This window comes from Serratia sp. JSRIV004 (assembly GCF_019968705.1).
Classification (GTDB): domain Bacteria; phylum Pseudomonadota; class Gammaproteobacteria; order Enterobacterales; family Enterobacteriaceae; genus Chania; species Chania fonticola_B.
Genome location: NZ_CP074140.1, coordinates 3,742,586 through 3,756,983, shown reverse-complemented (window position 1 = coordinate 3,756,983; position 14,398 = coordinate 3,742,586). Strand labels below are relative to the sequence as shown.

The window sequence follows — 14,398 nt, the reverse complement described above, 5'->3', positions numbered from 1 at the left end:
GGGCGGGGTAACCCTGTGTGCAAAGTAAAAAAAGAGAATAGCATCATGACCCATATTAAAGAAAATAGCCGCCGCCGTGATAAACAGTGCGAGCCGTATGCCATTGCTCTCGAGGCAAAGAACAGCCTCGATCAAACGTTGGCTAATTTAAACTGTAACCGCATTGGATTAACTCAGGAAGATGCCCAGGAGCGTTTGCAGTATTTTGGTAGCAATCAGGTTGCCCATGAGAAGGCACCGCATGCGCTGGTGCAGTTAGTCAGCGCGTTTAACAACCCGTTTATCTTTGTGTTGATGGTGTTGGCAGGGATCAGTTTCTTTACCGATTACTGGTTGCCCATGCAAAACGGTGAAGAAACCGATCTTACCGGCGTCATCATTATCCTGATTATGGTTACGTTGAGTGGGTTGCTGCGCTTCTGGCAGGAATACCGCACCAATAAAGCGGCCGAATCACTCAAATCGATGGTACGTACCACGGCAACGGTGTTACGCCGTAGTAATTTTAGCACCCAGGCATTAGCGGTGGAAATTCCCATTCGTGAGTTGGTTCCGGGCGATATTATTCAGCTCTCTGCCGGGGACATGGTACCCGCGGACCTCCGCTTGCTCAGCTCACGCGATCTGTTTATCAGTCAGGCCATTTTGACCGGCGAAGCTATTCCGATCGAAAAATACGATGCCTTGGCTGGAGTGAGCCAAAAGTCCAGCGAGATCGATGCCTCCAGCGAAAGCGAACTGCTGGAGTTGGCCAATATCTGCCTGATGGGCACCAACGTGGCCAGCGGAACGGCGACGGCGGTGGTGGTCGCGACCGGTGGCCGCACCTACTTTGGCTCCCTGGCGAAGTCGATCGTCGGTACCCGTTCGCAAACGGCCTTTGACCGTGGAGTCAACAGCGTTAGCTGGCTGTTGATCCGCTTTATGTTGGTGATGGTGCCGATCGTCTTGCTGATTAACGGTTTTACCAAAGGAGACTGGACGGAAGCGGCCCTGTTTGCCTTGGCGGTCGCCGTGGGGCTGACGCCGGAAATGCTGCCGATGATCGTCAGCTCCAACCTGGCGAAAGGCGCAATTGCCATGGCGCGCCGCAAGGTGGTGGTCAAACGGCTGAATGCGATCCAGAACTTTGGCGCGATGGACGTGCTCTGTACCGATAAAACCGGCACCCTGACGCAGGATCGCATCATTCTGGAACACCATCTGGATGTGAATGGCAGCAAGGATAACCACGTGCTGCATTTAGCCTGGTTGAACAGCTTCCATCAGAGCGGTATGAAAAACCTGATGGATCAGGCAGTGATCCGTTTTGGCCAAGGCCAGCCAGGCGTTGAGGCGTTGGGGCGCTACAGCAAGGTTGATGAGCTGCCGTTTGATTTTATACGTCGTCGCTTGTCGATAGTGGTACAGGATGAACAACAGCGCCAACTGCTGATTTGCAAAGGTGCCGTTGAAGAGATGCTGGAGATTGCCACTCACGTCCGTGTCGGGCAGCAGGTGTTGGCGCTTGACGAGGCTCGCCGTGCCGATTTGCAGGCGTTGGCCTGCCAGTACAATGAAGATGGTTTCCGTGTGTTGGTGTTGGCAACCCGAGATCTGGGTCTGGAAGGTTGCACTCTGCCACTGAGCATTGTGGATGAACGTGACTTGGTGATCGAAGGCCTGCTGACCTTCCTCGATCCGCCAAAAGAGAGCGCTCGTGAAGCGATTGCTGCCCTGCAGGAAAATGGCGTGGCGGTGAAAGTGCTGACCGGCGACAACCCGGTAATCACCTGTAAAATCTGCCGTGACGTTGGGCTGGAACCGGGAACGCCACTCTCCGGCCTGGAGATTGAACAGATGGACGATGCCCATCTGATGCGTGAGGTTGAGCAGCGTACGGTATTCACCAAGCTGACGCCGCTGCAAAAATCACGCGTGCTGAAAATGTTGCAGGCTAATGGCCACACCGTGGGCTTCCTGGGGGATGGTATTAACGACGCCCCGGCGTTACGCGATGCCGACGTGGGCATTTCTGTCGATACCGGTACCGACATCGCCAAGGAATCCGCCGATATCATCCTGTTGGAAAAGAACTTGATGGTGCTGGAAGAGGGGGTGATCAAAGGGCGTGAAACCTTCGGCAATATCATCAAGTATCTGAACATGACCGCCAGCTCCAACTTCGGCAACGTGTTCTCGGTGCTGGTGGCCAGTGCGTTTATCCCGTTCCTGCCGATGCTGGCGATCCACCTGCTGTTACAGAACCTGATGTACGATATCTCCCAGCTTTCCCTGCCGTGGGACAAGATGGACAAAGAATTCCTGCGTAAACCCCGCAAGTGGGACGCCAAGAATATTGGTCGCTTTATGCTGTGGATTGGGCCGACGTCGTCGATTTTCGACATCACGACCTATGCGTTGATGTGGTTTGTGTTTGCCGCCAATAGTGTAGAACATCAGGCGCTGTTCCAGTCCGGCTGGTTTATTGAAGGGTTGCTGTCTCAGACACTGGTAGTGCATATGTTGCGTACCCAGAAGATCCCGTTTATTCAGAGTACGGCGGCGCTGCCGGTGTTGTTGACTACCGGGATTATTATGGCACTCGGTATCTATATTCCGTTCTCGCCGCTCGGGGCATGGGTCGGGTTGCAACCGCTGCCGTGGGAGTATTTCCCTTGGCTGGTGGCCACGCTGGTCAGCTACTGTGTAGTGGCGCAATTGATGAAGCGTTTCTACATCCGCCGCTTTGGCAAGTGGTTCTAATCTACATTTTCGCTGGGCGTAATGCCTAGTGATAAACCTCAATCGGCCTGTTTCTTAAAGGGGGGCGCATCATGCGTCCCCCTACGCCAATCAGCAATATTGCTACAGGCTGCGGCAATGTCTGCGATATTCAGAGGGGGAGCGATCGGTATGCTTTTTGAATATCCGGCAAAAATAGTTACTGTCGTCGAACCCACAGCTATGCGCGATCTCTTTGATCTTCAGATCATAGCCACGCAATAGATTTTTCGCCCGCTCGAGGCGCACCCCGGTGATGTACTCATTGAAACCGACTGGACCAGACTTTTGAAACAGGTGGGACAGGTAGTTAGGGGTAATATGAAATCGTTTGGCAACGCCTTCCCGTGTTAGCGGCAACCCGGCGTGGTCATCGAGGTAGTCCTGTATGGCCAGCAGCAGCTCCTGGCTTTTACTGACGGTTTGCCCCTGGCCTGCGAGCTGTTCCAGGCAGTGGCTGACCAATCCGGTAAAGATCAGCTGCGAGGTCAATGCATCAGGTTGCAGCAACACCTCATTCATCGCCAGTAGCAGGTATGAGCCGACTCTGGGCCCACGCCGCGCAACGTGCTGTTTTTGCGTTTCACACAGCGCTTGCCCGTCCCATCTTTGCAGGCTGAAACCCAGCTTTTGCTTACTGAACAAGATACTCAGCGTGGTGGCTGGCTGGGTCCATTGCGGAAAACTCCATTTGCCCGCGGGGACATAAAGCACCTGATAGCTGGAGAGCGTGTTATTGGCCAAAGGTAGACACTGATCTTCAACTTCCCCATCTAGCACTATCTCAAGCCGCGGAAAAGGCACGCAGAATGCCAAGGGCGGAGCGGGAAAAGTGGGTTCAGGAAACCTGACCTGGATCGCATTCTGATGGGCAATCAGCTGTTCAAGCAGGGTAACTAGCGTTTCAGACATCGCGATCTCCAGTGCGCTTCGGCGGTTAACGATGCATTTAAGAATGATGGTAAACCCAGGTGGGCAGCGCAATTAAGATGCTATTTCCCGGCATTTAAGGGACTTTTGCACATTTATGACCCAGGTCACATTTTGGGCTGGCGTACATCTGTGTCCAGTATTTCGTAGTAAAAGCCCCCTGTTTTTGGCCCAGGCTTCCAGTAAATTTGCCGTTATGTTATCAAAAAGTAAATGGAGAAATCATGATGCAACGTCAATCCGAGATATACCTGGAGGCTTTAGGAGCCAGCATCGAGTTAACGGCACAGATGAAGCAGGAGCTTGATACGTTAGGGTATACCGTGGTGCACAACGTGGCCGATCCTGACTGGCTGGTGGCGATGCGCAATCTGATTGATGAGCTGGTGGAGAAAGAAGGGGATAACCTGGCCATTGAACACCATCAGGAAGCGACGGCAACGCGCATTGCCAACATGGTGAATAAAGGTGTGGTGTGGGAAAAGGTGTGGTCGCACCCGCTGATCCTGTCTGCCTGCCGCTATATTTTCAAGGGTGAGTTCAAGGTCTCTAGCCTCAATGCCCGCGAAGCCTTGCACGGCGGCGGCCATCAGCCTTTGCATGCCGACTGGAAAAAGCCGCGCCCTGATTTTCCCAAAGTACACCTGGTCAATGCGATATGGGCGATTGACGACCTTAGTGCGGAAAATGGCGCGCCGCGGATCATCGCCGGAACGCATCTGCGGCCGGAACTGCCGGAAGAGGTGTTGGCCGATCCTGATTTAGCACATCCTGATGAAGTTGTTTTTGCGGCCCCGGCCGGGAGCGTGATGATCTATAACGCGCACACCTGGCATGGAGGGACTCAGAACAGGATCGGCACCCGGCGGCGGGTATTACACGCACTCTATATCGACCGTGCAGATACCGCCCAGCAGGACCAGCGCCGCTGGCTGAAGGAAGAAACGGCCAGCCGACTGACCCCGGCGCAAAAATGGCTGCTGGATGTGCTTTGAGTATCCGGAGTAGGGGCGCTGCAGCGCCCGTTAAATCCGATGTCAGCACCGGATCTGCGAGGCAGCTCTCGTTAATTGTTACGTTAATGTTGCCGTAATGGACTATTGTCTTCTCTTTACTTGCGAACCAGCAACGCGCGTCACGTTTGCCAAAAGCGTGAGCGACACGGAGAGAGAATATGAATCAGCGGGAACTAGAAAGCGCCATCGTTACCGATTTTTCCAAGCGCATGAGCTATGGTGATTACCTGTGCCTGGATCGACTACTGGATTGCCAGCAGCCACTTTCCAACCCGCAACATCATGATGAGATGCTGTTTGTGGTGCAACATCAAACCTCGGAACTGTGGATGAAACTGATGCTGCATGAACTGCAGGCGGCGAGGACTCTGGTGCAGCAGGATAAGCTCAGCCACTGCTTCAAGATCCTGGCCAGAGTAAAACAGATCCAGCGTTTGCTGTTTGAGCAATGGGCGGTGCTGGAAACGCTGACTCCGTCGGAATATGTGGAGTTCCGTGGTGTGCTGGGTAACTCTTCAGGTTTCCAATCTCATCAATATCGTTCGATCGAGTTTTTGTTGGGTAACAAAAATGCTGCCATGCTGGCCGTCTTCAGCGACGATGTGCCAAAGCATGCCGCGTTGAAAGCGATCCTCGAAGCCCCGAGCCTGTATGACGAATTCCTGCGCTATCTTTCCCGCCACGGTCTTGCGGTACCTAAGGCGTGCATTGAACGAGACTGGACCCAGCCTTACCAGCGCAATCCAGAGCTGTTACCGGTGTTTAAACTGATTTACGATAATCCGCAAACCTACTGGGCGGCCTACGAAATGGCCGAGAAGCTGGTGGATATTGAGGAAAGCTTCCATCTATGGCGTTTTCGCCATATGAAAACGGTCGAGCGGATCATTGGTTTTAAATCGGGAACCGGCGGCTCCAGCGGCGTCAGCTTCTTGAAGAAGGCGTTAGAGTTGACCTTTTTCCCGGAACTGTTAGACGTACGCACCGAGATTGGCGCTTGACTGCTTTGTCTAGGTTTGAAGCAGTATCAGGGCGCATAGCGCCCTGAACAGAGGATCACTCCTCGGCGACGCGGATGATCAGTTTGCCGAAGTTTTTCCCTTTTAGCAGACCGAAAAAGGCCTGAGGGGCATTTTCTAACCCGTCGACTACGTCCTCGCGGAATTTGATCTTGCCCTGGCTGACCCATTCCCCCATCTGTTGTAGAAACTCGCCGAAGCTTTCTGCGTAATCATCGAAGATGATAAAACCCTGCATCTTGATGCGCTTGCGCAGGATCAGGCCTTGTAACAACGGCAAGCGATCTGGGCCTGGCGGTAACTCGGTCGCGCTGTAGTGGGCGATAATGCCACAGACGGGGATACGTGCCTTGGTATTGAGCAAAGGAATAACCGCATCGAATACTGCGCCGCCGACGTTTTCATAGTAGATATCGATGCCCTGGGGGCAGGCTGCTGCCAGTTGGGCCGCAAAGTCGGCCGAGCGGTGATCGATACAGGCATCAAATCCCAGTTCTTCCACCACATAGCGGCATTTCTCTGCGCCACCCGCCACACCCACCACGCGGCATCCTTTCAGCTTGCCAATCTGACCTACCACGGAACCTACGGCTCCGCTGGCTGCTGCGACCACCAAGGTTTCGCCCGCCTGTGGCTGGCCGATATCCAACAGCCCCATATAGGCGGTAAAACCAGGCATACCTAATACGCCAAGCAACCGGGAAGGGTGATCCAGTTTGGCCCCCAGATTACGCAGGCCGCTGCCGTCCGACAGCGCATGGCTTTGCCATCCGTCGTAACCTAGCACCCAATCCCCAACGTTAAAGTCTGGATGTTGTGAAGCCTGCACGCGGGATACGGTGCCGCCGACCATCACTTCGCCTATCTGTACCGGGGGGGCATAAGAGGGCGCATCGCTCATACGGCCACGCATATAGGGATCTAATGAAAGGTAAACCGTGCGCAGCAACAACTGCCCGGCGGCGGGCTGTGGGATGGGGCTGGTTTCCAGGCGGAAATTGTCTGCCTGCGGTTCCCCGTGTGGGCGTGAAGCTAAAACAAAACGGCGGTTATGCGCTTGCTGAGACATCGATGACTCCTTGGCGACGGTGTTGAACGAAAGGCGTTCAGGTAGTGGCTAGTCTAGTGAATCTGTCGCAGTGGAAAATAGCGTTATGTGCGCACTTATGCGATAACGTAAAAAGCGTAGCGGGAACCTTGTTGAAAAATATTGCGTAATAGCTGCGGTGGCGGAATGTTCGTTGACCACTTTCTTATATCGTGATGAAAAATAACAGTCGAAATCTGATTGTCAACCATAGGTAACAGTGATATTTGATATTGGGTATATTGATAGAAGTGCGATAATTCCGATCTCATATATTGATACTGATGATGATATTAAGGGCGATTTGTAGAATAAACGATGCTTCATTGGCGAGCCAGTATTGCTTACGACTTACTTAATTTGTTAGAAGAAAAAAGAGGCCCACCTGAATAGCCAACGGGAGGTGATAACTGTGCGTTATAGCGGAACGATCAGCACGTCAATGCTGCTGGTATTGATAAAGCGCGCGGCGGAGCAGGCCACTTTATTCATCATGCTATCGCTATGGTTGCCACAGATGACCAGATCAAAGGGTTGCTTCTGGTTGGCGTAGGTCAGACAGTCGCCCAACTCGCCGTGGATGATCCGCGTAGCGATATTGGGATAGTTTGCCCGTAGGCACAGTTCTTCCATAAACAGCAGCGTCTCTTCCTCCATCAGCGCACGCAGGTCACCCAGCATGGGGGCGGGGAAAATCTCGGCATTGGCAATGATGCTGACTAGCGTGATTTTCCCATCGCAGGGACGCACGATCGAGACGGCTTTCTCTACCAGCCGGTGGCTGTCCGCTGCGACGGCCACCGTAACCAGAACGTTGTGATATCCCATGTTCTACTCCCGCTGCCTGAATGTGTGCTTAAAGGGTAGAGCAATGCCTGCGCAAGAAATGTGGTATGTATCACGCGCAACGCCAAACCCCAGGGCAAGGAAAAAATTCCGCCATAAAAGATAAAAAGGTGCGCGCATCACTGTCTGGGTGATTAAAGCACCTGTGCCCAGAGTGACTTTGGCACTTTGCCCAGGTCGAACAGTTTGCCAGAGACCAGTTCCGCACGGCGATGATCCGCAGCACGGTACATGTTGCTCATTTCATTGTCATCCGTCAGTGAGTAATTCAGCTTGTCGTAGACTTTTTCCAGACTGTCCAGGCTGGAACATTTGCGAAACGTCATCAGGTAATCGATGGTACTTGTCATAGTTAAAACATAGCCTATTAATAGTATTAAAGCGGAAAGAAAAATCTCACATATTCGCAGAAATCGCCACAAGATGAAGAGATGTCGCCAGGCAAAATAAAAGAAAAGTGAGTAAATGGAACACGCTTAGCCAAAATACCCCGGTTAGGGGGGAGAGGCACCATCGAATGATAATATGTGCCGAGCATCTGGGCAATGTATCTTGACAGATAAACTGTCAATTAGGGGGAATCTTACCTTATTGGCTCTGGGGGAGTTTGTCAGCAAAGCGCTGCGTTTCTTTGCCCATGGCAAAGAAAATGATAACGGCAGTGGTTTTGGCTGGTGGATACCCGATGTATTATCATTGGGCGAGTGCAAAAATTTTTGTGAAGAAGCGTAAGGCCAAAACATAATTCAGTTGGTGCTGAAAAGTGGCTGGACAATAAAGCAAGCTTGATTTAATGCTTGTTCAGGTTGACGTTAGGCAGCGTTAGGAATTTTCCATATCATCGTTCGGGGAGAGGCTTGAGTAATAATTAAAATGCTAAGTAAAAATCAATTTGCTACTTTCCTGATCGACCAATGCTAGTTGACATTATCTTTTCTGACTTACCCCTGGTTGCCCCTATCGCGACGAAACACATTGTTACTTCTGCTAACGTGTTCAACCCATAATACTGCCCCTTTAACCGCAGGAGTCGCCCTGTCGAAAATTGAAACAGCGACACAAGTTAAATCTTACTTTTCAGTCGGGGGTGGTTTTAGCGGGTGATGTTATTCGTAAGGAACTGCTTTTAAATGACAATCAGAATTTTAAACTACGCTAGTGGCGGGGTGGCAGATTTTTTCTCTGTGATTTGGCTTTAGTTAAGCTTTTGTTCGAATTGATCTAAAAAAGCGTATTTTTAGGCTATAAAAGCTGGTTTTTAAGACCTTTTCTTACTTTAGCGTGTTTATTGCACAGCTTGGTGGCTAATAATTGGTCGGATTTTGGCCTTTTCAAGCTTGATATTTTTTATTTTTGTGAGCTGTGTCACATTGTTTTTAAAATAGCGTGTCGCTTACGTTGTGTGGGCTAAGTGATCGGGGGTAGAGTTGCGCTGTTATTAAGATTAATCTTATTATTTTTGTAAAAATAGTCTTACGAAAAACACACTTTTGAAGCAGGATGCTGTATATCCATACATGTATTTACATGTATATCCAATACTGAGTAACAACCCGAAATGTGTATAGTCGCGCAGTTATCGCGGCTGGCGTACAGGGATTTGTTTGCCAACTTTGGGAATGAACCCAGGTCATGGGCGATAATTTATCACCCAGCATATGTTTTTAAACATAGTCTGTCGGGATGGGAATATGGGTACGTCTGAACTACTTAAACATATTTATGACATTAATTTGTCATATTTGCTTCTGGCACAGCGTCTGATTAACGATGAAAAAGCGTCAGCAATGTTCCGTCTGGGTATTGATAACTCGATGGCGGATGCGCTGTCGCAACTCACGTTGCCACAAATGGTGAAACTGGCAGAAACTAATCAGTTGGTTTGCCACTTCCGTTTCAACGATCACAATACTATCGAGCGCCTGACGAAAGAATCCCGCGTGGACGATCTGCAACAGATCCACACCGGCATTTTGCTATCGAGCCATTTACTCCAAGAACTATCGGGTAAAGGCGGTTGTGTGACGAAGAAAAGAGCCTGATGATGAGTGAGAAAAGTATTGTTCAGGAAGCCAAGGACATTCAACTCGCCATGGAACTGATCACGCTGGGCGCGCGCTTGCAGATGTTGGAGAGCGAAACGCAGCTTAGCCGTGGGCGATTGATCAAACTGTATAAAGAATTACGCGGCAGTCCGCCGCCCAAAGGGATGCTGCCATTCTCGACCGACTGGTTCATGACCTGGGAGCAAAACATCCACTCGTCGATGTTTTTCAATGCTTATCAGTTCCTGCTCAAATGCGGTCAGTGCCACGGGGTTGAAGCCGTGGTCAAAGCCTATCGACTGTATTTGGAACAGTGTCCGCAGCAGCCAGGCGAACCCCCGTTGCTGGCGCTGACACGAGCCTGGACGCTGGTGCGTTTTGTCGACAGCGGTATGTTGCAGCTATCCGCCTGCAGCTGCTGTGGTGGGGCTTTTATCACCCATGCGCACCAGCCGCTTAACAGTTTTGTCTGCAGTTTATGCCAACCCCCATCCCGCGCAGTAAAAAGACGTAAACTTTCGCCGCAACTGGCCGATATTATTCCACAACTGCTGGAAGAGCAGGTTAAACGCGCAGTCTGAGCCTGCTTGCAGGCTTATACAGCAACACAGACTGGTGAAACTCAAGGGCTCGGTACTCTCCGGGCTCTCTGGGCGACACGCGCTGTTGCCTAATTTCACCCGCGCTGACTCACCTTCCACCCATATTGTGAATTTAAGGAATACGTGTGCTAGTTATTTTGGGTTATCTCGTGGTTCTGGGAACCGTGTTTGGCGGCTATATGATTGTCGGGGGGCACCTCGGCGCACTCTATCAGCCTGCCGAATTTTTGATCATCGGGGGGGCTGGTGTGGGAGCCTTTATCGTCGGCAACAACGGTAAAGCGATCAAGTCCACGCTACGCGCTCTTCCCAAGCTGATGCGCCGCTCAAAATACAACAAAGAACTGTATATGGATCTGATGGCGCTGCTGTATCGGCTGATGGCTAAATCCCGCCAGCAAGGCATGTTGTCGCTTGAGTTTGATATCGATAATCCGCAGGAAAGCGAAATTTTCTCTAATTATCCGCGCATTCTTGCCGATAACCACTTGGTGGAATTTATTACCGACTATTTGCGACTCATGGTGAGCGGCAATATGAACGCCTTTGAGATCGAAGCGTTGATGGATGAAGAGATTGAAACCTTCGAACAGGAAAGCGAGGTACCCGCAGGGAGCCTGGCGATGGTCGGCGATTCGTTGCCGGCTTTCGGCATCGTGGCTGCCGTGATGGGGGTAGTGCACGCACTTGCTTCGGCTGACCGGCCAGCGGCGGAATTGGGGGCACTGATCGCCAATGCGATGGTGGGCACTTTCCTCGGCATTCTGTTGGCCTATGGGTTCATCTCCCCGCTGGCTACTTTACTGCGCCAGAAGAGTGCCGAAACCACCAAGATGATGCAGTGCATCAAGGTCACCTTGCTGTCGAGTTTGAATGGTTATGCCCCACAGATCGCGGTCGAGTTTGGCCGTAAAACGTTGTACACCACGGAGCGCCCTTCCTTCATTGAGTTGGAAGAGCATGTGCGTAAGGTGAAAGCCCCGGCACAGCAGGCGACGGAAGAGCAGGACGCATGAAACAGAATCACCCGGTTATTCTGGTCAGAAAACGCAAAGCCCATCATGCCGGTCATCACGGCGGCTCCTGGAAAATTGCCTATGCCGATTTTATGACGGCGATGATGGCGTTTTTTCTGGTGATGTGGCTGCTGGCGATTGCCAGCCCGCAGGAGTTGACGCAGATAGCCGAATATTTTCGTACCCCACTGAAGGTGGCGCTGACCAGCGGCGACAAGAGCAGCTCGGAAAGTAGCCCAATCCCGGGCGGTGGGGACGATCCAACCCAGCAGCAAGGGTTGGTCAAAAAGCAGATGGATTCACCGGAAAAGCGAGCAGAAGAGCTGCGCCTGAACAAGCTGCGCGAGAAACTCGATGAGCTGATTGAGTCGGACCCGCGCCTGAAAGCGCTGCGACCGCATTTGCTGATCAACATGATGGACGAAGGATTGCGCATTCAAATTATCGATAGCCAGAACCGGCCGATGTTCAAGACCGGCAGTGCACAGGTGGAAAGCTATATGCGCGATATCCTGCGCGGGATAGCGCCGATCCTCAATGGATTATCGAACAAAATCAGCCTGTCGGGCCATACCGACGATCTGCCTTATGCTACCGGTGAGCGCTATTACAGCAACTGGGAGCTGTCCGCCGATCGTGCCAATGCCTCGCGGCGTGAACTGATCGCCGGTGGTTTGGCCGAAGGCAAAGTATTGCGGGTGGTTGGGATGGCCTCGACCATGAACCTGAAACAGCACGGCGGTGATGATGCGGTTAACCGGCGGATCACCATTCTGGTGCTGAACAAAGCAACCCAGCAGGGGATAGAACACGAGAATGCGGAGAGCAGCGCTACGGAAATCGATCAGCCAGAAGGCCTGAAGCAGTTGGCTCCGCAGGCGACGGCACCGGCTATAGCGACACCGGAATTACCGCCGTCGCCGCCTGCTCCAACCGCCGAACTGCCAGCAACGCAGGGCACGCCAGAGCAACCTCCGGCAGCGGTGAAAGCCGCAGACACCGGGCCGACAGCGGCTATTCCGGCGGCACCTTCCGCCACTTCACCGACTAACAGCGACTCACAGCAGAGGTGACCCCGTGAGCATGGACATTAGCGCTTTTTATCAGACCTTTTTTGATGAGGCAGACGAGCTGCTGGCCGATATGGAGCAACATCTGTTGGAGCTGGACCCGCTGGCCCCGGATATTGAACCACTGAACGCGATTTTCCGCGCTGCCCATTCGATCAAGGGCGGGGCAGCTACCTTCGGCTTTAGCGTGCTGCAGGAAACTACCCACCTGCTGGAGAATTTGCTGGACGGTGCCCGGCGTCAGGAAATGAGCCTGAGCACCGAAATTATCAACCTGTTTCTGGAAACCAAAGACATTATGCAGGAGCAACTGGACGCCTATAAAACGTCGCAACAGCCTGATAGCGAGAGCTTTGAGTATATTTGTCAGGCGTTGCGGCAGTTGGCTTTGGAAGCGCAACAGCAGGATGCTCCTGCGGCGGCGGTAACGGTAACCTCACCGGTGGTTCATGCCGCTGCTCCGGCTGCAATTGAAGGCGGGATGCGGATCAGCCTGAGCGGTCTGAAGCCGAATGAAATTCCGCTGATGCTGGAAGAGTTGGGCAATCTCGGCGAGGTGGAAAACCCGCAGCAGACCGAGACCAGCCTGGAGGTCACTTTACTGACCTCTGCCAGTGAGGAGGATATCAGCGCGGTGCTGTGCTTTGTGCTGGAGCCGGAGCAGATTGCCTTTTCCACGCCGCCGAAGGCCGTGGAGAAGATCAGCACGCCGGAACCCGTGGCCGTTGTCCCACCTACCGCGCCCGCCACGGTGGCTGAAGCGCCGAAGCCCAAAGCCAAGGCTAGCGAGTCCACCAGTATTCGCGTGGCGGTAGAAAAGGTCGATCAACTGATCAACCTGGTGGGGGAATTGGTGATCACTCAGTCGATGCTGGCCCAGCGTTCCGGCTCCCTGGATCCGGTCAACCACGGCGATCTGCTTAACAGCATGAGCCAGTTGGAGCGTAACGCTCGCGACCTGCAAGAGTCGGTGATGTCGATCCGCATGATGCCGATGGAGTACGTTTTCAGCCGCTTCCCGCGTCTGGTGCGCGATCTGGCCAGCAAGCTGGACAAGCAGGTGGAGTTGACGCTACGCGGCAGCTCTACCGAACTGGACAAGAGCCTGATTGAACGCATTATCGATCCGTTGACGCACCTGGTGCGTAACAGCCTGGATCACGGTATTGAAGAACCTGCTGCGCGCCTGGCCGCCGGTAAGGCCGAAGTCGGTAGTCTGATCCTGTCCGCCGAACATCAGGGCGGCAATATCTGCATTGAGGTCACCGATGACGGTGCCGGTCTCAATCGCCAGAAAATTCTCGCCAAGGCTGCTTCGCAGGGGCTAGCGGTGAGTGACAACATGAGCGATGAAGAGGTCGGCATGCTGATCTTTGCCCCGGGTTTCTCCACCGCCGAGCAGGTGACAGACGTCTCCGGGCGCGGAGTGGGCATGGACGTGGTGAAGCGAAATATTCAGGAGATGGGGGGCCATGTCGAAATCCATTTCCAGGCTGGGAAGGGCACCTCAATCCGCATTTTACTGCCGCTGACGCTGGCCATTCTTGACGGCATGTCGGTCAAGGTGAATGAGGAAGTGTTCATTCTGCCATTGAATGCCGTGATGGAGTCATTGCAACCGCAGGCCGAGGATTTGCATCCGCTGGCCGGTGGGGAGCGTGTGCTTCAGGTACGCGGCGAATATCTGCCTCTGGTCGAGCTGTATCGGGTGTTTGAGGTTGACGGTGCCAAAACCGAAGCCACTCAGGGCATCGTGGTGATTTTGCAAAGTGCAGGCCGCCGCTATGCGCTGCTGGTCGATCAGTTGATCGGTCAGCACCAGGTGGTGGTGAAAAATCTGGAAAGCAATTACCGCAAGGTGCCGGGCATTTCGGCTGCCACCATTCTGGGGGATGGCAGCGTGGCGCTGATTGTAGATGTTTCGGCGCTGCAAACGCTGAACCGGGAAAAGCGTCTGACGGACGCTGCCGCATAATTATTAACCGACTGATTTAAAGGTGATCG

Annotated in this window: 13 protein-coding genes; 9 read left to right on the top strand and 4 right to left on the bottom strand. The window is 52.9% G+C overall.

What is annotated here, in order from left to right; genetic code table 11:
• Positions 1 to 45: 45 nt before the first annotated feature.
• A complete protein-coding gene (gene mgtA, locus KGP21_RS18070) occupies positions 46 to 2,745 on the top strand; it encodes a magnesium-translocating P-type ATPase (RefSeq protein ID WP_223535924.1) in 2,700 nt (899 codons plus the stop codon).
• 102 nt (positions 2,746 to 2,847) lie between these two features.
• Here the strand turns inward: mgtA and KGP21_RS18065 are convergent, their stop codons facing one another.
• Positions 2,848 to 3,675 carry a helix-turn-helix domain-containing protein gene (locus tag KGP21_RS18065; protein ID WP_021805730.1) on the bottom strand — a complete coding sequence of 276 codons (828 nt, stop codon included), beginning with the start codon at positions 3,673 to 3,675 and terminating at the stop codon, positions 2,848 to 2,850.
• A gap of 245 nt (positions 3,676 to 3,920) precedes the next feature.
• Between KGP21_RS18065 and KGP21_RS18060 the strand changes: the two genes are divergently transcribed.
• Positions 3,921 to 4,688 carry a phytanoyl-CoA dioxygenase family protein gene (locus KGP21_RS18060; RefSeq protein ID WP_071681126.1) on the top strand — a complete coding sequence of 256 codons (768 nt, stop codon included), beginning with the start codon at positions 3,921 to 3,923 and terminating at the stop codon, positions 4,686 to 4,688.
• A gap of 179 nt (positions 4,689 to 4,867) precedes the next feature.
• On the top strand, positions 4,868 to 5,710 hold the full coding sequence (gene kynA / locus KGP21_RS18055) for a tryptophan 2,3-dioxygenase (protein ID WP_094983069.1): 843 nt from the start codon (positions 4,868 to 4,870) through the stop codon (positions 5,708 to 5,710).
• 55 nt (positions 5,711 to 5,765) lie between these two features.
• On the opposite strand, the gene KGP21_RS18050 is transcribed toward kynA, so the two are convergent.
• The 3 genes from KGP21_RS18050 to ydgT all read right to left on the bottom strand — a co-directional run bounded on the left by KGP21_RS18050 (position 5,766) and on the right by ydgT (position 8,011).
• Entirely contained in the window at positions 5,766 to 6,797 is a 1,032-nt protein-coding gene (locus KGP21_RS18050; protein WP_021805727.1) for an NADP-dependent oxidoreductase, read from the bottom strand.
• Positions 6,798 to 7,232: 435 nt separating this feature from the next.
• Positions 7,233 to 7,643 carry a universal stress protein UspC gene (uspC, locus tag KGP21_RS18045; RefSeq protein ID WP_021805726.1) on the bottom strand — a complete coding sequence of 137 codons (411 nt, stop codon included), beginning with the start codon at positions 7,641 to 7,643 and terminating at the stop codon, positions 7,233 to 7,235.
• Positions 7,644 to 7,795: 152 nt separating this feature from the next.
• A complete protein-coding gene (ydgT, locus tag KGP21_RS18040) occupies positions 7,796 to 8,011 on the bottom strand; it encodes a transcription modulator YdgT (RefSeq protein ID WP_021180917.1) in 216 nt (71 codons plus the stop codon).
• Positions 8,012 to 8,213: 202 nt separating this feature from the next.
• On the opposite strand from ydgT, the gene KGP21_RS18035 reads away from it, so the two are divergent.
• From KGP21_RS18035 to cheA, 6 genes are all read left to right on the top strand, one after another.
• Positions 8,214 to 8,393, top strand: coding sequence for a hypothetical protein (locus KGP21_RS18035; RefSeq protein WP_141234382.1), 180 nt, complete (start codon positions 8,214 to 8,216; stop codon positions 8,391 to 8,393).
• Positions 8,394 to 9,352: 959 nt separating this feature from the next.
• Complete coding sequence (flhD, locus tag KGP21_RS18030; protein ID WP_021805724.1) at positions 9,353 to 9,703, top strand: flagellar transcriptional regulator FlhD; 351 nt, start codon at positions 9,353 to 9,355, stop codon at positions 9,701 to 9,703.
• The gene (gene flhC / locus KGP21_RS18025; RefSeq protein WP_021180920.1) at positions 9,703 to 10,287 is read left to right on the top strand and encodes a flagellar transcriptional regulator FlhC; all 585 of its coding nucleotides are present in this window, start codon (positions 9,703 to 9,705) and stop codon (positions 10,285 to 10,287) included. The genes flhD and flhC overlap by 1 nt, the downstream gene beginning before the upstream one ends.
• Before the next feature lie 146 nt (positions 10,288 to 10,433).
• Positions 10,434 to 11,324 carry a flagellar motor stator protein MotA gene (gene motA / locus KGP21_RS18020; RefSeq protein WP_021180921.1) on the top strand — a complete coding sequence of 297 codons (891 nt, stop codon included), beginning with the start codon at positions 10,434 to 10,436 and terminating at the stop codon, positions 11,322 to 11,324.
• On the top strand, positions 11,321 to 12,397 hold the full coding sequence (gene motB / locus KGP21_RS18015; protein WP_021805723.1) for a flagellar motor protein MotB: 1,077 nt from the start codon (positions 11,321 to 11,323) through the stop codon (positions 12,395 to 12,397). The genes motA and motB overlap by 4 nt, the downstream gene beginning before the upstream one ends.
• Positions 12,398 to 12,401: 4 nt before the next feature.
• Complete coding sequence (cheA, locus tag KGP21_RS18010; protein ID WP_179248868.1) at positions 12,402 to 14,369, top strand: chemotaxis protein CheA; 1,968 nt, start codon at positions 12,402 to 12,404, stop codon at positions 14,367 to 14,369.
• Positions 14,370 to 14,398 lie beyond the last annotated feature (29 nt).

Excerpts from the sequence above, each read along its gene's own strand:
- KGP21_RS18050 (WP_021805727.1), bottom strand. The coding sequence starts at position 6,797 with ATGTCTCAGCAAGCGCATAACCGCCGTTTTGTTTTAGCTTCACGCCCA.
- KGP21_RS18060 (WP_071681126.1), top strand. The coding sequence starts at position 3,921 with ATGCAACGTCAATCCGAGATATACCTGGAGGCTTTAGGAGCCAGCATC.
- uspC (WP_021805726.1), bottom strand. The coding sequence starts at position 7,643 with ATGGGATATCACAACGTTCTGGTTACGGTGGCCGTCGCAGCGGACAGC.
- KGP21_RS18065 (WP_021805730.1), bottom strand. The coding sequence starts at position 3,675 with ATGTCTGAAACGCTAGTTACCCTGCTTGAACAGCTGATTGCCCATCAG.
- kynA (WP_094983069.1), top strand. The coding sequence starts at position 4,868 with ATGAATCAGCGGGAACTAGAAAGCGCCATCGTTACCGATTTTTCCAAG.
- flhC (WP_021180920.1), top strand. The coding sequence starts at position 9,703 with ATGATGAGTGAGAAAAGTATTGTTCAGGAAGCCAAGGACATTCAACTC.
- mgtA (WP_223535924.1), top strand. The coding sequence starts at position 46 with ATGACCCATATTAAAGAAAATAGCCGCCGCCGTGATAAACAGTGCGAG.
- motB (WP_021805723.1), top strand. The coding sequence starts at position 11,321 with ATGAAACAGAATCACCCGGTTATTCTGGTCAGAAAACGCAAAGCCCAT.
- flhD (WP_021805724.1), top strand. The coding sequence starts at position 9,353 with ATGGGTACGTCTGAACTACTTAAACATATTTATGACATTAATTTGTCA.
- ydgT (WP_021180917.1), bottom strand. The coding sequence starts at position 8,011 with ATGACAAGTACCATCGATTACCTGATGACGTTTCGCAAATGTTCCAGC.